The organism is Mesorhizobium sp. 113-1-2 (genome assembly GCF_016756475.1).
GTDB lineage: Bacteria > Pseudomonadota > Alphaproteobacteria > Rhizobiales > Rhizobiaceae > Mesorhizobium > Mesorhizobium loti_C.
The window spans coordinates 7,139,748-7,159,633 of the sequence record NZ_AP023242.1; the positions used below are offsets into that span (position 1 = coordinate 7,139,748).

Genomic DNA, 19,886 nt, shown 5'->3' on the forward strand with positions numbered 1-19,886 from the left:
CGGCGTCAGAGCGGACAGACCATGACCAGCCAGATCATTCCCGTCGATCCTTTCGACTTCATCATTTTCGGTGGCACCGGCGACCTGTCGGAACGCAAGCTCCTGCCGTCGCTCTATTATCGCCAGCGCGACCATCAATTCTCCGAGCCGACGCGCATCATCGGCACGTCGCGCTCGAAGATGAGCGACGAGGAATTCCGGGCCTTCGCCAGCCAGGCGATCTCCGACCACGTCAAGCCGGCCGATATCGACGCCAAGGAGCTGAAGACCTTCCTGGCGCGGCTTTCCTACGTCTCGGCCGATGCGACGACCGGCGCCGGCTTCGACAAGCTCAAGAAGGCGATCGGCGAGAGCGAGAGCATCCGCGCCTTCTACCTCGCCGTGGCGCCGGCGTTGTTCGGCGATATCTCGCACAAGCTCAAAGAGCACAAGCTGATCACGCCGAACTCGCGCATCGTGCTGGAGAAGCCGATCGGCCGCGACCTTGCCTCGGCGCGGGCGCTCAACGATCTGGTCGGCGACGATTTCCACGAAAGCCAGATTTTCCGCATCGACCACTATCTCGGCAAGGAGACGGTGCAGAACCTGATGGCGCTGCGCTTTGCCAATGCGCTCTACGAGCCGCTGTGGAATTCCGCCCATATCGACCACGTGCAGATCACCGTCGCCGAGACCGTTGGCCTGGAAGACCGCGTCACCTATTACGACAAGGCCGGCGCGCTGCGCGACATGGTGCAGAACCACATGCTGCAGCTGCTCTGCCTCGTCGCCATGGAGGCGCCGTCGTCGATGGACGCCGACGCCGTGCGCGACGAGAAGCTGAAGGTGCTGCGGGCGCTGAAGCGCATCAACGGCAACGAGGCGCCGAAGCACACCGTGCGCGGCCAGTACCGCGCCGGCGCTTCGGCGGGCGGACCGGTGAAGGGCTATGTCGAGGAACTCGGCAAGGACAGCAACACCGAGACCTTCGTCGCCATCAAGGCCGAGATCGGCACCTGGCGCTGGGCTGGCGTTCCGTTCTACCTCAGGACCGGCAAGCGGCTGGCGACCCGGGTTTCGGAAATCGTCATCGAGTTCAAGCCGATCCCGCATTCGATCTTCGGCGACAGCGCCGGGCCGATCTTCGCCAACCAGCTTGTCATCCGGCTGCAGCCGGACGAAGGCGTCAAGCAGTTCATCATGATCAAGGATCCGGGTCCGGGCGGCATGCGGCTGCGCCAGATCTCGCTCGACATGAGCTTCGCGCAATCCTTCGACGGCCGCGCGCCGGACGCCTATGAACGGCTGATCATGGACGTCATCCGCGGCAACCAGACGCTGTTCATGCGCCGTGACGAGGTCGAGGCGGCGTGGAAGTGGATCGACCCGATCCAGAATGCCTGGGAAGGCGCCAAGCAGGAAGCACAAGGCTATACGGCAGGCACCTGGGGGCCATCGGCCTCGATAGCGCTGATCGAACGTGACGGGCGGACATGGCACGAGAGCAATTGAACGGCGCCAGCTACAACTGGAACGCTTTCCCCGACCGTCCGCAACTGGCCGCGACGCTGGCCGCCCGCGTGGCCGATCGCCTGGTGAAGGCGATCGCAGAGCGCGGCACGGCCGTGCTGGCCGTCTCCGGCGGCACCACGCCGGCAAAGTTCTTCGCTGCCCTCTCGGCGGCGCCGATCGCCTGGGACAAGGTGATCGTGACGCTGGTCGACGAGCGTTTCGTGCCGGCCTCCTCGCCGCGCTCCAATGCCGGGCTGGTGGCCGCCAATCTCTTGCAGAACGCCGCCAAGGCGGCGCGCTTCGTGCCGCTCTACCATGAGGCGTCAGGCATCGAGGATGCGGCGGCATCGGACGATGCCGCACTGCGCTCCCTGCCCTGGCCGCTCGATGTCGTGGTGCTCGGCATGGGGCCGGACGGCCACACCGCCTCGTTCTTTCCCGATGCCGACGATCTGGCAAAACTGCTCGACCCGGCCTCGGACAGGATCATCCTGCCGGTTCATGCGGCCAGTGCGGGCGAGCCGCGACTGACCCTGACGCTGGCGCGCATTATCGATGCCGGCTTCATCGCGCTGCACATAGAGGGCGAGGACAAGCGCACTGCCTTCGACGGCGCGGTCGCGCCCGGGCCGCGAAAGCCCATCCGTGCCGTGCTCGACGCCGCTCCCAGGCCCGTAGAGGTTTTCTGGGCGCCCTGATTTACGTTTAGTGGTCCCGGCAACGGCGGGAGGATGTTTCCGGGACCTCGCCTGAAAGGACCGATCGCCATGACCGCAAGACGCGACATTGAAGCCATCACGGAGCGCATCCGCCAACGCTCGAAGGCGGGCCGCGAACGCTATCTCGGCCGCATCGCCGAGGCGTCGAACCAGACCGCCAACCGGTCGGTCCTGTCCTGCGGCAACCTTGCCCACGGCTTTGCGGTGTGCAGCCCCTCGGAAAAACTGGCGCTCGGCGCCGACAAGGTGCCCAATCTCGGCATCATCACCTCCTACAACGACATGCTGTCGGCGCATCAGCCCTTCGAGACCTACCCTGCACTAATCAAGGAAGCCGCGCGCGAGGCCGGCGGCATCGCCCAGGTGGCCGGCGGCGTGCCGGCCATGTGCGATGGCGTCACACAGGGCCAGCCCGGCATGGAACTGTCGCTGTTCTCGCGCGACGTCATCGCCATGTCGGCAGCGGTCGGCCTGTCGCACAACATGTTCGACGCCGCCGTCTTTCTCGGCGTCTGCGACAAGATCGTGCCGGGGCTGGTTATCGCCGCACTCACCTTCGGCCATCTGCCGGCGGTGTTCATCCCGGCCGGACCGATGACGACCGGCCTGCCCAACGACGAGAAAGCCAAGGTTCGCCAGCTCTATGCCGAGGGCAAGGCGGGACGCGCCGAACTTCTGGAAGCCGAGTCCAAATCCTACCATGGGCCGGGCACCTGCACCTTCTACGGCACGGCGAATTCCAACCAGATGCTGATGGAAATCATGGGCCTGCACACGCCCGGTGCCTCCTTCGTCAATCCCGGCACGCCGTTGCGTGATGCGCTGACCCGCGAGGCGACGAAACAGGCGCTGGCGATCACCGCACTCGGCAATGCCTATACGCCGGTCGGGCGGATGATCGACGAGCGTTCAATCGTCAACGGCGTCGTCGGCCTGCACGCCACCGGCGGCTCGACCAACCACACCATCCACCTGATCGCCATGGCGGCGGCCGCCGGTATCTCGCTGACCTGGCAGGACATTTCCGACCTCTCGGAAGCTGTGCCGCTCTTGGCCCGCGTCTATCCGAACGGCCTCGCCGACGTGAACCATTTCCATGCCGCCGGCGGGCTCGGCTTCCTGATCCGCGAGCTGCTCGACGAAGGCGTCCTGCACGAGGATGTGCAGACGGTGTGGGGCGAAGGCCTGCGGCCCTATGCGGTCGAGGCAAAGCTCGGCGCCGACGGCTCCGTGGTGCGCGAGGCATCGCCGCAGGCCAGCGGCGACGAAAAGGTGCTGGCGCCGTTCAACAAGGCGTTCCAGCCGACGGGTGGCCTGAAAGTGCTGGCGGGCAATCTCGGCCATGCCGTCATCAAGACCTCGGCCGTCAAGCCGGAACGGCGCCTCATCGAGGCACCGGCCAAGGTGTTCGACAGCCAGCAGGGCCTGAACGACGCGTTCAAGGCGGGCACGCTGACCGGCGACTTCATCGCCGTCATCCGCTTCCAGGGGCCGAAGGCCAACGGCATGCCGGAACTGCACAAGCTGACCACCGTGCTCGGCATTCTGCAGGATCGCGGCCAGCGCGTGGCGCTGGTCACCGACGGGCGCATGTCTGGCGCATCGGGCAAGGTACCGGCGGCGATCCATGTGACGCCGGAAGCCGTCGAGGACGGGCCGATCGCCCGGATCCATGACGGCGACATCATCCGCCTCGACGCCGATGCAGGCACGCTGGAGGTGCTGGTGCCGGGAACCGAGTTCGCGCTGCGCCGCACCGCCGAAGCCGATCTCATCGGCAATGAGTTCGGCTTCGGCCGCGAGCTTTTCGCCGGCTTCCGGCAGCTGGTGGGCCGTGCCGACCACGGTGCCAGCGCCTTCGGAACAGCTTGAGCTTTCTGATGTTCAAATGAAAAGGGCGGCACCTGAGCCGCCCTTTTTTGCTTGCCCAGCTGGATGTTACTCGACTTTGAGTTCACTCCGCTCGCCGGCCTTGACCGTAAAGGGCGTTTCCTTGTCGGCCTTGTCGGTGGTGAAGTTGGTCACGAGCACGTAGTCGCCCGCCGCCAGCGTGGTCTGCATCTTCTCTCCATAGGCGTAGGTCACCTGCTTGCGCTCGCCCTGGATGTTCTTCTTGGCTTCAAAGATCTTGAAGCCGTCCGCGCCTGGCGCGTCGACGGCCAGGACACCCGCATTCAGCGTCACGTTGACATCGGTCATCTGCCCGACCGTGACGCCGAAGGGCTGTTCCGTGGACACGGCCTGCACATCGACGCCCATCACATAGTCGCCCGGAGGCAGATCGAACTGGCTGTCGGGGCCATAGGCATAGGTCACCTGATCACGGGAGCCATCAAGCTTCTTGGCAGCCTTGTACACCTTCCAACCCACATCGGTTTCGGCCTTCTCACCGCCCTGGGTGTAGAAGGCGTTGGCCTTGGCCTTGCCGACACCGACGATGATGTCCTTGTCGACGACCTGGCCGGCGGCAAGCTGCATGGTCTCGCTCGCCTCGCCGGCTCCCAGCTTCACGGTGACCTTGGTCTCGCCGGCCGGAACGACGTACTTGACCTCGCCGTAGTTGCTGTCCGAGGTGCCGCCGGGATAGGCGATGCTGATCTGTGCGTTGCGGTCAACATCGGCTCCAGGCGCCGGTCGGGCGTGGATCGAGAGTTCCGCGGCGTTCAAATTGAGTGCGAGTTCGGTTGCCTTGTTTGCCGTCAGCGTGACCTTCTGCTGCGCCTTGGCAGCACCACTTGAGGCGACAACGATGTAGTTGCCAGCGGGAACGTGGAATTTGACAGCGTTGTAGCCGTCGTTGACATGGTCTCCACCGACACCTTTGGCATCGTCCGGAAAGACTTCATAGTAGACGTCGATCTTCGGCACCTCGCCGCCCTCTTTCAAGAACGCCTGCGGGATGAGGTTGTAGTCGACCTCGGCCGCTTTCGGCGCTGGAGCCGGTGCTGGTTCGGGAGCCGGGGCAGGAGCCGGTGCCGCGACGGTTTCGACCAGCGCTTCCTGCAGCGCCTTCTCGTCGGAGGCCTGGATGTACTTGCCGCCGGTGTTTTCAGCCAGGCACGCGATCTGCTTGCCCTCGTCGGCCGTCAATCCAAAGCCGACGACGTCGGCGGTGAAGTCGACGCCGGATGCCTCGAGTTCCTTGCCCAGCGCGCATGGGTCGCCGCCGCAGGTTTCGAGCCCGTCGGTGATGAGGACGACGGTCGCCTTGTCCTCAGTGTATTTCAGCGCTTCGGCCGCCTGCTTGACGGCTGCCGTCAGCGGCGTCTTGCCGAGGAATTTCAGACTGTCGGCGGCATCCGTGATGGCGCTTGCCGAGCCCGCCTGAGGCGGCACGATCAGCTGGATGTCGTCGCAGCTGCCTTTTTCGCGATGGCCATAGGCCATGAAGCCTATCTCGTCGTCGGCGGGAACCGATTGAAGCACAGTCCTCAGCGATTCCCGGGCGATTTCGAGCTTGGGCTTGCCGTCGATCTGCGCCCACATCGAGCCGGAAGCATCGAGAATGATGATGACCTTGTTTGCGGCAAAGCCGAACGTCGTCATCGACAAAAGGAGGATCGCCGCAGCGACGCTCCGCGCAAGTCCCACCATCGAAATCTCCTGAGTAGCCGCCCCGCCTGCGGCCCGAAACTATTTGAGCGCGCCTCTGGACACAAGCCCGGACGCGGCCATCTCGCTCAGGCGCCAACCGGCGGAGCCGGCCTGAAGCCTTCGTGTTCGACGATGGCGCGGTATCGCGCATCGGACCGCAAGCGCTTGAACGGAGGCTCGATGCGGATGCCCATCATATCGTCCTCCTTGCGCCGCATCGCCTCTTCGAGATAGCGGATCGCTTCGTCATCGCGCCCCAGCATCGCCGCCGTGCACGCCACCTTGTAGGCGGGTTCGAGGTTCCTTTCGTACTGACGAATCTGCTCGGCATACATGGCCGACAACAGGCCCTCTGCGCCACCTTCGCGCAAACCTTTCTCGGCGGCGTCGGCAATAGCCAGGCGGGCGCTGTTGTTGGCGATCTCGGCGGCGCGCCGGTATTCCCGCAGGAAATCGGTGAAGCGGCCCTGATCGAGATAGATGGTGGCCAGATATTCGGGCGGGGACCGCAAATTCGGTTCGGCCTTGGCCAGTTGCTGCAGGATCATCACGGCATCGTCGACACGGCCGGTATAAAACAGGATGAGCGCCTTGTTGGCGATGATGGCGCGCGATTCCGGGTTCAACGCCTGCGCCTTGCCTATCTCAGCCAAGGGTATGGCGGTCTCCCCTGTCACCATCAGGGTCAAGGCGTACCAATGATGGGTCTGCGCGGCATTCGGATCGAGCCGGATGGCACGTTCGAACAGCTCCCTCGATCGCGGAAAATCCTTCGTCCAGTAGAAGGTGGTGAAGCCAAGGGCGGCATAGGCGCCGGCATTGTCGGGTTCGAGCGCGATTGCCCGTTCCGCGGCGGCGACGGCGCGCGGATAGGCCTCATTGGCCGGCATCAGCGTGAACTGGCTGACCGTGTTGTAGGCCTCGGCCAGTTTGACATAGGCATCGGCATAATTCGGGTCGAGCGTCGTTGCCTCGGTCAGCAGTTGGATCGCGTGCGTGAAGCCGTCGGCCTGTCGGGTGCCGAGATGATAGACGGCGTCGAGGTAGAGGTCCTGGACTCGGGAATCTGGGCGATAGACGACCCGTGCCGGCGGCGCATCGACATGCTGCATGGCCAGTGTGCCGGCAATCGCAAGCGACACCAATCCAACCGCACCGAAGGCCAGCAGCGAGATTACGGGCCATTTCGAAGATCTGGCCGAAGCGGCTGGGGCGGTTGTTTGCGCAACCACAGCCAAAGGCGGCACGGCCGGTTCTTCGGCCAAGGGCTCGACATCGTCGGATGCGGCCGGCTCACCGCCACGCAGCCACGCTTCGAGCTCATCCGTATAGGCAAACACCAGGCTCCTGGCGCCGCCGGAAATGCGGTGCACGGGCAGGCCGCGTTGTTGCTCCCAACGCCGCACCGTGCGCTCGTCGCGTCCGAAGAACGCTGCGATTTCCTTCCAGTCGCGAACGCGACGGTCGTGCTTGCTCGTCAAGGCCATTGTCCCCTAACGCCCGTATCTGCCCGCATTCGTCTGATGCCCTCCAACACCAGGCTGAGCTAGCATCGCCATCGACATCAAAGCTTCGATGCCGCCAACGGCGCTGCCGGCGGGAAGCATTGCTTGGTCTATCGCCGTTTTCAACCCGGCGAAAAGGTGGGGGAAATCGGGCTGCCTTCCAGGCGGCTCAGTAAGTGGTGCGGCGCTCTTCCGAGGGCGGCCTGCCGAACTGCAGCCGGTAGCTCTGGGCAAAATAGGAATGCGAGGTGAAGCCGGTCGCAATCGCCACGTCGAGGATCGGCATGTTGGTCTGGCGCAGCAATTCGCGTGCCCGCTCCAGCCGCAACCGCATGTAATAGCGGCCCGGCGTGACGTTGAGGTGGCGCAGGAACAGGCGCTCCACCTGGCGCACCGAAAGACCGGCCGACTTGGCGAGTTGCACCGCCGAGAGCGGCTCGTCGAGATGGTCGGCCATCAGTTCGACTATGCGCCTGAGCTTTTCTGACTTGCCGGTGAGATCCCGCTCCGGGCCGACGCGCTGGCGGTCGCCGGCCGAGCGGATGCGCTCGTGCTGGAACTGGTTGGCGACGCCATTGGCGAGGTTCGAGCCGAAATCGCCGCGCACGATCTCCAGCATCAGGTCGATCGAAGTGGTGCCGCCGGCGCAGGTGTAGCGCTTGCGGTCGATCTCGAAGACATTGCCGGTGCAATTGATGTCGGGGAAGCGCTCCATGAAGCCGGCGCGGTTTTCCCAATGGATGGTGCAGCGGTACCCGTCGAGCTGTCCGGCCTCGGCCAGCAGGTAGGACCCGACCGACAGCGCGCCAAGCGCGTTGCCGCGCCGGCCCCAGCTGCGCAGGGCCGCCAGAACCTTGCTCTTGCCGGGAAATTCGGTCGTCAGGCCGACTGAGACGAAGAGGATGTCGACCGGCGGCAGGTCGGCGACGGCATAGTCGATCTTGAGCGGCAGGCCGTTGGACGCCATCACCGGATCGCCATCGGCCGAAACCGTGGTCCAGCCATAGAAATCGCGGCCGAGCAGACGGTTCGCCGAACGGAACGTATCGATCGCCGCGGCCAGCGAGAACATGGAAAACTTGTCGACCAGCAGGAAGGCGAACTGCCGGCCACCTTGAACGGGATCACTCACGACCGGCCGTTCCGGGGAAATGGTGGGGTTCGGCAAAACTGGCGCTTTCAGGGTCAACCCGGGCTCAGAAGGAGGGCCGCTTCAGTCCGGCCGCAAGGTAGGCAGAAGCTAACGTATTGGCCATCAGCATGGCAATGGTCATCGGCCCGACACCGCCGGGCACCGGCGTGATGGCGCCGGCTTGCCTAGCCGCCTCGGCATAGGCGACATCGCCGACGAGGCGCGACTTGCCCTCGCCCTTCTCGGGTGCGGAAATGCGGTTGATGCCGACATCGATGACGGTGGCGCCCGGCTTCACCCAATCCCCCTTGATCATTTCCGGCCGGCCGACAGCGGCGACAAGAATGTCGGCCGTGCGGGCAAGTGCCGGCAGATCCTTGGTGCGGCTGTGGGCGATGGTGACGGTGCAGTTGGCGGCAAGCAGCAGGTTGGCCATCGGCTTCCCGACGATGTTCGAGCGGCCGACGACGACGGCGTTGAGGCCGGACAGGTCCTTGCCGCGCACGCGTTCGATCAAAAGCATCGAGCCGGCAGGCGTGCAGGGAACGAATGCCGTGTCGAGTTCGCCGGTGCCGAGCTTGCCGACATTGATGAAATGGAAGCCGTCGACATCCTTCTCCGGCGCGATCGTCTGGATGATCTTGCCGGCATCGATATGGGCGGGCAGCGGCAACTGCACCAGAATGCCGTTGATCGCCGGATCGGCATTGAGGTCGCCGATGATCTTGAGCAGCGCCTCCTCTGAGGTCTCGGCCGGCAGCGTGTGCTGCAGCGAATGAAAGCCGCATTCCTTGGCGGTGCGAGACTTAGAAGCGACATAGACCTGGCTTGCCGGATCCTCGCCGACGATGACCACGGCAAGACCAGGCTTGGCCTTGCCCTTGGCAACCAGCTCGGCGGTCAGCGTCTTGACCGTCCGCACGACATCCTCGGCAACGCTCTTTCCGTCAATCACTTCGGCCATGAACCATCCTCAACCCTGTTTCGCCCAACGCCGCTTTTCGGGAACAAGATGCCACGGCGGCGGCAACATGCAGCGCGGCATTGTCACGAAAATTCCGGCACGCAATCCCGTCAAAGCGCCGTCCCATGCCGTTTACGCGAAAACCGGGATGGTTTTGTTCGGCCTCGGCGATGTATCTTGTGGCTCAGAAGTAGCGGCGGCGCGCACGGCTCTCGGTGAGTTCGCGGACCGCCTCGCGAAATTCGCGCAGGCTGGCGCGGATTTCCTCGATCGGCGCCTGTTCGGCGCTTTCCTCGGCCCGCGATGGCTCCGCCGGCCGCTGGGCTGAATGGGCCGGTGCCTGCGGCGGCGCGGGCTGCGGCGGATACGGCATATGCCCGGCATAGGCCGCCATGCCTTGGGCGCGAGGGCTGCCTGCCGGCGGCGCCTGCCATGGCTGCATCTGCGGATAGCCGGCCTGCTGCGCAGGGGGATAGGGCGGCGGCGCCGAATAGAGCGGCTGCAGCGGCATTATCGGCGACCGCGACGGCGGCCCCATCGGCTGGGAATAGGCGGCATCGAAGCCTGGCGGGAAAGGCGGCCGCGCATAGTCCGACGACCGCGGCATGAAGCCGAAATCCGGATTCGGGACGCCGGAAGGCAGGCCAGTACCCGCCGCCCGCGCAGTGTCGCCAAAGGCGGCAAACTCGCTGGCGTCGTCCGCCTCTGTGGTTGGCTTGCGGGACACAGCATTGCGCAGCTTTGCCATGAGCGCGGCGATGCGCCCGGGCCGTTCGACGGGAGCGGCCTCGGCCTGTACCACCGGCGGTGGTGGTGCAGGCGGTGGGGGTGGCGGCGCCGGAGGTACCGGTGCGGCCGACATTGGCGGCGCGGGCGGCGGCGCTGCCCGGAATGCCTGCTCTTCGAGAGGCGCCTTGCGGTCGCGGCGCGAACGTGATGTCGCGGTCTCACGCAGGCTTTCATAGGCACCACGCATGGCGCCAAGGCCGACACCAGAGGCAAAGCCGAGCAACAGGCCGGCAAGTGCCATCAAGGCTCGCGACGGCCCCTTCGCCTCGAGCGGCGCAAAAGCCTTGGAGATCACATTCATATTGGCGGTGTTGATGTCCTTCTGCTCGCCGGTCTCCTTGGCGCGCAGAAGGTACTGTTCGTAGACGGATCGCTTGGCGGCTGCCTCGCGCTCGAGTTCACGCATCGACACCAAATCGTTGTTGACGTCGCCGCTGCGCACCTTGAGTTGCGCCAGGCGGGAGGAGAGATCCTGTTCGAGCTGGACGGCGCGTTTCAGATCGACCTGCAGAGAGGACGCGATGCGGCGCAACTCACCCGCGATGCGATCGCGCGCGCCGGCGATCTGCGCGTTGAGCGCCTGGAGTTCGGGATGGCGCGGACCGAGCCGGATGGCGGCACGGTCGGCCTCCTGCTTGAGCGTCGCATATTGCGAACGCAGATCGCTCATCGTGTTGGAGTTGATCTCTTCCGGCAAGGTGCCGGAGAGAACCGAGTTGACGTCGACCGAGCGCGCCGAAGCCGCCCTTGCATTGAGCTCGAGCGTGCGGGCGCGGGCGACCGAGAGCTGCTCGTTGAGCTTGAGCATCTCGTCGTCGCTGATCAGATGACCCTGTGCGTCGACAAGGTCATGCGACGCCCTGAAATCCTCGACCTTGCGTTCGGCCGCCTCGACGCCCTTGCGCAGTTCATCGAGCCTTGCCGTCAGCTCGTCGGTCGCACGACCCGCCGTATCGGACTGGATCTGACCGAAGGTCTGCAGGAACACATCCGTCATCGTGTTGGCGATGAGCGCCGATTTCTCGCCGTTCTGCGTGATCGCGCTGACGGTGATGACGAAGGTCTTGCCGCCGCGCTCGACCGAGAGGCTTTCGGCCAGATTGCCGACGGCAAGCGCACGCCGGCGGACCTCGTCGGCGCCGCTCCGGCCGTCCTGGTGCGGAAGTAAAGAGCGAATGAGAGACCTGATGCCAAGACCGCCGGCCCCCTGGCCATTGAACTCCGGATCGTTGGTGAGGTTAAGCTTGTCGACGACCTTGTTCAAAACCGTGCCCGAGGTCAGCACCCGGACCTGGTTTTCAACGATGGCGAGCGTGGCGTCGGAAGCGACGACATTCTGGGTGAGGTCGCGGTCGGTGAGCTTGAGGTCGCGCGGATCGACGATCAATTCCGCGGTGGCTTCATATTTCTTCGGCGTCGACAGCGCGATCGCTATGCCGAGTCCGGCACCTATCAGGGTGGTGGTGATGATCAGCAGCTTCGACCTGGCAATGCCGCGCACCACCTGCATCGGATCGATCAGCGGCTTCCATTGCTGGTCATCTCGGCGATCGCCGAGGGAAGCATCCGCTTCACCCGCCCGTCGGGATCCGGACGTGTCATCAGAGCGGGCGCTGCCGGAAGGTTCTTCCGGGGACTGCCTTGAGTACGGCACGGCCGGCGGCGGATCACGGGTGTCGTCTTCTTCCTGCAAGCGCCAGGCGTCGTCCTGTGCAGCCGCTTCCGGCTCTGACCGGATGTGCTCTGTTCCGGCGGCGGCGGACGGATTTAGGTTCGCCCGCGCCTCACGCTGCGAACGGGCAAGGCGGTGGCGCGTGGCGGCATCCTCGCGCCATGCCGAATCCGCGCGATCGCCTATCGAGACCAGGGATGCGTCATCCTCACCGCGCATGGCCTGGCCGAGCGCCAGCAAGGAACGCTCGCGCCTCCAGTCTTCACGGTTTTCCCTGTCGACCATGTCTTGGAGCTTCACTCTTTGGCCGCTGGGCGGCGGCGGTCGGCTATTCCTTAAGTCACGCTAAACAAGCATAGGAAACAAAAGGTTAATTTCGGCAGGCCGGTATCTAAGCTTTTCATAGCCCCAAGTGCCGGAATTTCAGCGCTTTCGGGCCTCAGAACGGCACGTTAAGTTTTCCCGCCTATGGCTTCCCAGACATGACCGAAGCTCGCGGCATACCGCAAAGGCGCAGTTTCGCCCGGATCGGCACTTTCGTGGCCGAGCGACGGGGACTGGTGCGCGACTATTTTTCGGCGATCAGCGGCGCCGGCGGGCGATTGGTGTTTTCGCTGGCCTATTTCATCGCGCTCGCCAACACACTGTCCATTTCCGAATTCGGCATGTTCGCCACCGCATCGGCGGCCGGCGTGATGCTGTCGCGGATCCTGGCCTTCGGTTTCATTTCGGCGCTCTATCGCACCGCCACCATCCGCCCCAATCTGATCGGCACCTTCACCGCAGGCTTCCTGCTGCTCGGCGTCGTCTCGCTGCCGCTCTTGGCCGCGGCCTCGTTCGGCGTCTACCTGATCTTCTTTGCCGGCACCGTGCCGCTGTCGGTGTTTTCGGCGATTGTATTCGCCGAAGCGCTACTATGGCGGCCGGTCGAGGTGGCGCTGATCGTCAACAACGGGCTGGGCAAATTCGGCCGTGCCGCGATCCTGGCGATCCTGGCGACAGCGCTGCGGGCGCTTGGCGCGGTGTTGTTCATGGTCTCGGCGCAGCACAGCATATGGGTGTGGTCGTGGTTCTATATCGGCGCCAACGCCGCCTCGCTGCTTCTGGCTTTCGGCTGGTTCTATCCGCGCCAGAGGCTGCGGCTGCGCATCGAGCTGTATCTGCGGCGGCTTGCCGATTCCATCTACGTCGCCGGCGCCGAGGTGCTGTTCTATCTGCAATCGGAATTCGACAAGCTGCTGGTGCTGGCGATCGGCGGCCCGCATCTGGCCGGCATCTATGCCATCATCATGCGGTTGGTCGACCTGACCGCGATCCCAATCCGCACCTTCTCTATGATGCTGGTGCAGCGCATGATGCGCGCCCCGGACCTGTTGTCGCGGCTGGCGGTCAAGAGCGGCATCGAGGGCGGCGTCTTCCTCGTTTCGACGCTGGCGCTGCTGGCGCTCGGCACCGTGCTGCATTTCTTCCCCAACGCGCTTGGCAGGAATGTCTCTGAGGCAGCGCCGCTGGTGGCGTTGGCGATCTGCGTTCCGGGGCTGCGCAATCTTGTCGAATACCAGGCCGAGCTTCTCTTCGCGCGCGGCCAGACCCTGGTGCGGGCGATCAACCTGGGCCTGCTTGCCGGGCTCAAGGCGCTGCTTTTGACCTATGTGCTGACCACCATCGCCGACACGTCGAAGCTGGTGCTGTCGCTCAACATCGTCTTCCTGCTGCTCTATCTCGCCTCGATGCTGCTGACCTATTCGGCGCTGCGCAGGCCGGCGAAGGCGATCTGAATTCAGCCAGCCAATCCGATCAGGCGGCGGATGCGGCCGATATCGGTGCCGATGAAAGATTGCATGCCGATCGCCACCTGCTCGGGCGCCATGCCGGCAACGAAGCGGCGAAACTCGTCGTCCGACAGCGCTTCGCCCGTCCAGTGGACGCGGCAGAATTCTTCCGAACCGTGGAAGTGACCGGCGCCGTCCAGCAGATCGTCGACATAGCGGCCGTAGATCATGCATTCGGAGAATCTGCGCGCCTGGCCGACCACCTCGACCCAGTCGCGGCCATGCACCTTCTCGATCTGACCGCACATGGCAAGCACGGTGTCGCGGCGCCAGGCGATCAGCGTCGAGATGTAATCGTGGACCGACGTCCGGGTCGGGTCGATGCCGAGCGCGGAACCGGCATTGCGCGACCAGATGCGATGCTCGTCGTGGCCGTCATCCGCAAGCACGCCGTCGCGGCGAAACAGCCGCGCCTTGCCGTCGCGCCAGAAGGCGGCGCAGTCGAAAGACCTGAGGAAAGCGACGTCGGAATCGCAGAAGACCAGAATGTCTTCCCTGGCATGCGCCGCGATGGCGATGCGGCGCAGTTGCTGCACGTGCCAGCCGCGCAGCGGCTGCGTCTTCAGGCTGAGCCAGACGCGCCGGCGAAACAGGCTGAGCGGATCGTCGAAAGCGCGCAGCCAGCGCGGCAGCAGGTCACGCTCGTCGACAACGGTGCGCCGGTCTGTCTCCAACTGTTGGAAAAGCTTGATATCGCGATGTTCGACTAGGATGTAATGGTGCGCGGCACCGGAAACATGCCGGTCCAGGGTCTCGCACAATAGCCGGCAGCGCTCGAAATCCGGCGCGTAGCTTGCCGTCACCACCGCCGCCGTCGGCGTCTTCGGCAACAGGCCCTGGCCGGCACGGGCGTCTGGAACGAACCGCTTGTTCAACGGAGTTCTCCGGCCGTGTCAGCTCCATGCGACCATCGCTGCTTGAAGACCCGCCACAGGAACACCGGATTGCCGACGACGTAGCGGCGCCAGAGCCGGCCCGGCTCGACCGCCAGCCGGAACAGCCATTCCAGGCGCAGGCGGCGCATCCACAGCGGCGCGCGCGGCACCGAGCCGCTCAGGAAATCGAGCAGCGCGCCGACCGCGACCGGCATGGTGCAGTGGCGTTCGTCGATATGGCGCGCGATCCACAGTTCCTGGCGCGGCACCCCCATGGCGACCAGCAGCATATCCGGCCGCAGCGCCGCGATCCGGCCGATGATCTCCGGCTCCTGTTCGGCGGAGAAATAACCGTCATGAATGACCACGAAATTGTGTTGCACGGCAAGGGCCGCCAGCTTGACCGACGCCGCCTCGGCGTTGACACGCGTCGCGCCGAGCAGCCCGACGGTCAGCGGTCGCGTCGAGGCCTGCAGGAAGGCCGGCACGAAATCGGTGCCGTTGAGATTGTCCGGAAACGGCGCGCCGTAGAGAAGCTGCGCGGCGAGATCGACGCCGATGCCGTCCGGCAGGATGAGGAAATCGTCGAGCGCCTCGGCGAAGGCCGGGTCTGAATAGGCGATGTTGGCGTTGTGGGCGTTGAGAAAACTGACCTTGGTGAACCGCCGTTCGGCGATCAGGCGGGTGAGCAGGGCGATCGCATCGTCCCAGCGGATGGCGAGCACCGAGATGCCGAGGATCGTCTTCAGGCTGTCGAACCCGAACGCAGCGCGGGCGGCGTGCATATTCATGCAAACACCTCTTGCCTGACGCCCCCAAGTTTTTCGAGGCCGAGCCGGATGGCGGCATCGAGCGCCTTAACCTGCTGGCGATGGAACGCACTGCCATCGACGTCCCGGATATTGACTGCTGCAGCCTCCAGGGCCCTGGCGAAACCGGCCGGATCGTCGGTGACGACGCAATTGTCGGGGCGATGGTCGATGCCGCGCAGCGAGCGGCTGGTGGCGACCGACGGCAGGCCGAGTTCGAAGGTCTCGATGGTCTTCAGCTGCACGCCGCTACCGGCGGTGCTGATCAGCGGAATCACGGCCGCGCCGCACACAAAAGCCCTGGCATCCGGGACACGGCCGACAAACTCGACACCCGGATGCGTCGAGGTGACGCCGGACGGCATGTGGCCGGCGATGCGGATGCGGAAACCGGGCCGCAGATGCGGCACCACCTTGCCCAGGAACCAGTCGAGGCCGATGCGGTTCGGCTGCCAGGTCCAGGTGCCGATCAACGCGGCGTCACAGTCGATCCGGCGCGGCCCGTTCCGGGTTGGCGCTTTGGCGCCGGTCACCAGCGGCAGCACCGCCGAGCGGTCGTCGGAGGCAACGCCGAGTGCCGCCCGGTCTTCCTCGGCCAGCGTGAAGACGAAGCGCGCCCGGTGGCAGAGACGCTCTTCCACGATCTCGAGCAACCTTGCCTCGCGGCGGAACAGCAGGCGCTGGAAGAGGCCGCCGGCGGCAGCCGCGTTCTCCCGCGCCGAGAGATGCTCGACATTGTGGGCGACGAAGATGGAAGGCTTGTCTTCGAAGAGCTTTTCGAAGGCGCCGGCGAACTGCACGGAATTCAGCACATAGCCATCGAACGGACCGGCTCGTTCGAGAGCGGCCTGGACATCGCGGTCAGACACCCCACGCAGCTTGACCGACGCGAAGGTGAGGCCCGACAGCATCGCCTTGCCGACCCAGGCTAGCTTTTGCAGCGTTGAGGCGCTTTCGGTGCGTACGTCGATCGCACCCAGCACCACGGTGTTTTCCAGGTCGGCCGCGGCCTTCCCGGGCCAGGCGAAACCGATGACCGTGACGCGCGCGCCAGCGCGCCGCAAGGCGGCGATGATCGCAGCATTGGCGATCTCGTAGCCCGAGGCGAGAGCGCCATCGGGCACGATCGATGTGGCGAACAGCAGATGCATCTCACCTATCCTGTGGTGTAGCCGGTAGCAAAGCGCGGTGAACCCTTGATTAAGCGAGCACAGTCGGCGCCCGAAAGCCCCTGCCTGGCGGGCCTCTCCGCGCAAGGTGATTAACGAAACCTTATCATCGTGGTGCTACCAGAACGCGACTCACCATGTGGCTGGACACGGATGATCCCTTTGCCATCGGACGGTTCGGTATCGATCGCTGGACGGTCTCCCCGGCTTAACGTGGAGGTTGTCGAAGCGATCGTCACCTTGCCGACCTTCAAGCGGCCCGAACAGGTGCTGGAAACGCTGGCGTCGCTGCGTGCGCAGCGGACCGGCAGGCGCTTTGCCGTCATCGTCATGGAGAACGAAGCCCAGGCGCAGGAAGGCGCCAAGGCGGTGCTGCCGATGTTCGAGCGCGGCGAGATGCCCGGCATGGTCATCATCGCGCATGAGCGCGGCAATTGCAGCGCCTACAATGCCGGCTGGCAAACGGCGATCCTGCACTTTCCGAACTTCAGGCATCTGCTGGTCATCGACGATGACGAGATCGCCGATCCGCACTGGCTGGAACGCATGTGCACGGCTGCCGAGACGCTCGGCGCCGATATCGTCGGCGGCCCGCAGGTGCCTGTCTTCGCAGACGCTGCCCATGTGAGATGGGCCGAGCATCCGGTGTTCGCGCCACCCTACCGGGAAACCGGGCGCGTGCCCGCGCTCTATTCGTCCGGCAATCTTCTGGTCGGGCGCGACGTGCTGGTCGCCATGGGGCCGCCCTTCCTCGATCTGAAATTCAATTTCACGGGCGGCGGCGATTCCGACTTTCTCAGCCGGTCGGCGCAAAGGGGCTTTGTGCTCGGCTGGTGCGCGGAGGCCAAGGTTCGTGAGACCGTCCCGGCGCGGCGCGTCGAGGCCGATTGGATCCGGGCCCGCAGCCTGCGCAACGGCGTGATCTCGACACTGGTCGAGAAGAAGAAGCGCGCCGGCACGCCGCTGGCCGGCGTCAAGGTGTTCGCGAAGAGCCTGGCGCTGCTTGCCGCCGCGCCGTTTCGCGGCCTGATCCGGCTGGCGCGGACAGGATCGCCGGCGATCGCAATCTACCCCGTCCATGTGGCGCTCGGCCGCGTGCTGGCCGAATTCGGATATGCCAATGAGCAGTATCGCCAGCCCGAGAAAAACTGAGCGCGCCCCGCTCAGCGACGCGTTCACGCGCGACGGCGTGGCGACGGCGATCGCCGCACTTCTGTTCACCGTCATCATGGTGTCCTTCCGCCCGTTCCAGCCGGCCGGCGCCGAACTCACCGGCGACGGCGGCGACATCGTCAACCAGCTCGGCTTCGGCTCGCTCGGCGCCATTTCGATCTTCTCGCTGATGGCCTTTGCCGATCCGCGCATCGTGCGCTCGCTGCTCAGCCCATCCTGGGTGCTGATGCTGGGCTTCTTCTTCCTGTCGGTGGTGCTGGCGACCGACCCGCCCTCGGCGATGCGCGCCGCGTCCTTCACCATGATCGGCATCCTGACCATGGCGACGATCCTGGCACTGCCGCGCGATGCCGAGTCCTTCTCGAAAGTCATCATCTTCACCGCTGTGGTGGTCATGGGGCTTTCCTATGTCGGCCTGATCGTCTTCCCGCACGAAGCGCTGCACACGGCCGACTCCCAGGAGCCGGAACATGCGGGCCTGTGGCGCGGCGTGTTCACCCACAAGAACATCGCCGGCCCGATCATGGCCTGCTTCAGTTTCGCCGGCCTCTATCTCTACCGGCGCGGGCAACGCTGGTGGGGCGCGGGGATCTTCTGCGCGGCGATGATCTTCATGCTGCACACCGGCTCCAAGACCACCGCCGGCCTGGTGCCGTTCTCGATCCTGATTGTGGTGCTGCCGAGCCTGATCGGCATGCGGCTCGGCACGCCGATCCTGTTTGCGCTGGCGATCATCGCCACGGCGGTCGGCACGCTGGGCATCGTCTTCCTGCCGCCGGTGAAACATCTGTCGGCGGTCTATTTCCCCGACATGACCTATACCGGCCGCACGACACTGTGGGAGTTCGCCGGCTCGATGCTGGCTAAGAAGCCATGGACCGGCTACGGCTATGAAAGCTTCTGGGGCACGCCGCTGCTGCTCAACCAGGACCAGCCCTTCGACCGGCCCTGGGATATCAGGACCATCGTGCACGGCCATGACGGCTATCTCGACATCGCCGTGCTGATGGGCATCCCCGCGCTTTGCGTGGCGGTCTACACCTTCCTCATCGCGCCGCTGCGCGACTACATGCGTATCCCACTGCGCAAGGAAAACATCTATCTCGGCGACTTCTTCATGATGGTGGTGCTGTTCACCGCGCTCAACGCTTTCCTCGAAAGCTTCTTCTTCCATCGCGGCGACCCGGTCTGGCTGTTCTTCGTGCTCGGCGTGCTTGGCCTGAGGCAAGTATCGCTGCGGCCGATCGCGGTGCGCAGCCCCTCTCGTCCTGCCTGACGGGGCTTCCCCAGGGAACCGCGAGCGTCTATGTCAGAACCTTCCTTCGGAGGGTTCTCAATGACGATCAGGCTTGTTCTCGCCGGCTGTGGCAATATGGGTTACGCCATGCTCTCGGGCTGGCTGAAATCAGGCAAGCTTGCGCCATCGGCGGTTTTCGTGGTCGAGCCCAATGCCGATCTGCGCCAGCGCGCTGCAACGCTTGGCTGCGCTGCGGCCGCGGATGCCAGTGAGATTCCAGCCGATGCGGTGCCCGACCTCGTCGTCATCGCGGTGAAGCCCCAGGTGATCCGCGACGTCACTGCCGCCTACAAGCGTTTCGGCGACGGCCGCACCACCTTCGTCAGCATCGCCGCCGGCACGCCGGTCGCCACTTTCGAAGACATACTCGGCAGCCGCGCGCCGATCGCGCGCTGCATGCCCAACACGCCTGCTGCCATCGGCAAGGGCATGATGGTGGTGTTTTCCAACCCGCTCGTCTCCGATGACACCAAGCGCTTCGTCGCCGACCTGCTGTCGGCAAGCGGCGAAGTGGCCACAATCGACGACGAAGGCCTGATGGATGCGGTGACCGCCGTGTCGGGATCGGGGCCGGCCTATATTTTCCACTTCATCGAAGCGCTGACCGTAGCCGCCGAGAAGGCCGGCCTGCCGGCGGCGACCGCCAGACTGCTCGCCATGCAGACCGTCTATGGCGCCGCCTCGCTGGCCGCCGAAAGCCGGGAGGACCCGGGCGTGCTGCGCCAGCAGGTGACCAGCCCGAACGGAACCACCGCAGCGGCTCTTGGCGTGCTGATGGGCGAGGACCGGCTGACCAATTTGCTCACGCAGGCCGTGGAAGCGGCGCGGCTGCGGTCGATCGAACTGGGGAAGTAAGCCGCTACCT

15 protein-coding genes are annotated in these 19,886 nt (G+C 65.0%); 7 read left to right on the top strand and 8 right to left on the bottom strand.

The genetic code is table 11. The features are described 5' to 3' along the window. Positions 1–21: 21 nt before the first annotated feature. The 3 genes from zwf to edd all read left to right on the top strand — a co-directional run bounded on the left by zwf (position 22) and on the right by edd (position 4,082). Entirely contained in the window at positions 22–1,491 is a 1,470-nt protein-coding gene (gene zwf, locus JN279_RS34400) for a glucose-6-phosphate dehydrogenase (protein ID WP_096454167.1), read from the top strand. Next, positions 1,473–2,189 carry a 6-phosphogluconolactonase gene (gene pgl / locus JN279_RS34405; RefSeq protein ID WP_096454165.1) on the top strand — a complete coding sequence of 239 codons (717 nt, stop codon included), beginning with the start codon at positions 1,473–1,475 and terminating at the stop codon, positions 2,187–2,189. The genes zwf and pgl overlap by 19 nt, the downstream gene beginning before the upstream one ends. 69 nt (positions 2,190–2,258) lie before the next feature. Beyond that, the gene (edd, locus tag JN279_RS34410; RefSeq protein WP_096454163.1) at positions 2,259–4,082 is read left to right on the top strand and encodes a phosphogluconate dehydratase; all 1,824 of its coding nucleotides are present in this window, start codon (positions 2,259–2,261) and stop codon (positions 4,080–4,082) included. A 66-nt stretch (positions 4,083–4,148) separates the two neighbouring features. Here edd and JN279_RS34415 read toward each other — a convergent pair whose 3' ends face one another. The 5 genes from JN279_RS34415 to JN279_RS34435 all read right to left on the bottom strand — a co-directional run bounded on the left by JN279_RS34415 (position 4,149) and on the right by JN279_RS34435 (position 12,151). Next, a complete protein-coding gene (locus JN279_RS34415) occupies positions 4,149–5,804 on the bottom strand; it encodes a vWA domain-containing protein (RefSeq protein WP_202351411.1) in 1,656 nt (551 codons plus the stop codon). Between the two features lie 86 nt (positions 5,805–5,890). Beyond that, the gene (locus tag JN279_RS34420; RefSeq protein ID WP_202351412.1) at positions 5,891–7,285 is read right to left on the bottom strand and encodes a TPR end-of-group domain-containing protein; all 1,395 of its coding nucleotides are present in this window, start codon (positions 7,283–7,285) and stop codon (positions 5,891–5,893) included. Between the two features lie 193 nt (positions 7,286–7,478). Continuing rightward, entirely contained in the window at positions 7,479–8,477 is a 999-nt protein-coding gene (locus tag JN279_RS34425) for a GlxA family transcriptional regulator (RefSeq protein WP_446720436.1), read from the bottom strand. Positions 8,478–8,505: 28 nt separating this feature from the next. Continuing rightward, positions 8,506–9,405, bottom strand: a complete 900-nt coding sequence (folD, locus tag JN279_RS34430) for a bifunctional methylenetetrahydrofolate dehydrogenase/methenyltetrahydrofolate cyclohydrolase FolD (RefSeq protein WP_096454157.1) — start codon at positions 9,403–9,405, stop codon at positions 8,506–8,508. 184 nt (positions 9,406–9,589) lie between these two features. After that, positions 9,590–12,151, bottom strand: coding sequence for a GumC family protein (locus JN279_RS34435; protein WP_096458634.1), 2,562 nt, complete (start codon positions 12,149–12,151; stop codon positions 9,590–9,592). A 197-nt stretch (positions 12,152–12,348) separates the two neighbouring features. Between JN279_RS34435 and JN279_RS34440 the strand changes: the two genes are divergently transcribed. Further along, entirely contained in the window at positions 12,349–13,644 is a 1,296-nt protein-coding gene (locus JN279_RS34440; RefSeq protein ID WP_096454155.1) for a lipopolysaccharide biosynthesis protein, read from the top strand. A 2-nt stretch (positions 13,645–13,646) separates the two neighbouring features. Here JN279_RS34440 and JN279_RS34445 read toward each other — a convergent pair whose 3' ends face one another. Genes JN279_RS34445 through JN279_RS34455 form a run of 3 tightly spaced genes read right to left on the bottom strand, consistent with a single transcriptional unit; the run spans position 13,647 to position 16,533 of the window. Beyond that, positions 13,647–14,573 carry a DUF6492 family protein gene (locus tag JN279_RS34445; protein ID WP_096454153.1) on the bottom strand — a complete coding sequence of 309 codons (927 nt, stop codon included), beginning with the start codon at positions 14,571–14,573 and terminating at the stop codon, positions 13,647–13,649. Beyond that, on the bottom strand, positions 14,570–15,364 hold the full coding sequence (locus JN279_RS34450; RefSeq protein ID WP_096454151.1) for a WecB/TagA/CpsF family glycosyltransferase: 795 nt from the start codon (positions 15,362–15,364) through the stop codon (positions 14,570–14,572). The genes JN279_RS34445 and JN279_RS34450 overlap by 4 nt, the downstream gene beginning before the upstream one ends. After that, positions 15,361–16,533 carry a glycosyltransferase gene (locus JN279_RS34455; protein ID WP_096454149.1) on the bottom strand — a complete coding sequence of 391 codons (1,173 nt, stop codon included), beginning with the start codon at positions 16,531–16,533 and terminating at the stop codon, positions 15,361–15,363. Before JN279_RS34455 ends, JN279_RS34450 begins: the two co-directional genes overlap by 4 nt. Before the next feature lie 171 nt (positions 16,534–16,704). Between JN279_RS34455 and JN279_RS34460 the strand changes: the two genes are divergently transcribed. From JN279_RS34460 to proC, 3 genes are read left to right on the top strand one after another with little or no spacing between them, the layout of a single operon-like run. Next, positions 16,705–17,703, top strand: coding sequence for a glycosyltransferase family 2 protein (locus JN279_RS34460; RefSeq protein ID WP_096454147.1), 999 nt, complete (start codon positions 16,705–16,707; stop codon positions 17,701–17,703). Then, positions 17,672–19,000: an O-antigen ligase family protein gene (locus JN279_RS34465; RefSeq protein ID WP_096454145.1), complete on the top strand. Its 1,329-nt coding sequence runs from the start codon at positions 17,672–17,674 to the stop codon at positions 18,998–19,000. The genes JN279_RS34460 and JN279_RS34465 overlap by 32 nt, the downstream gene beginning before the upstream one ends. Positions 19,001–19,060: 60 nt before the next feature. Further along, positions 19,061–19,876: a pyrroline-5-carboxylate reductase gene (gene proC, locus JN279_RS34470; RefSeq protein ID WP_096454143.1), complete on the top strand. Its 816-nt coding sequence runs from the start codon at positions 19,061–19,063 to the stop codon at positions 19,874–19,876. The last annotated feature ends 10 nt before the right edge of the window (positions 19,877–19,886 follow it).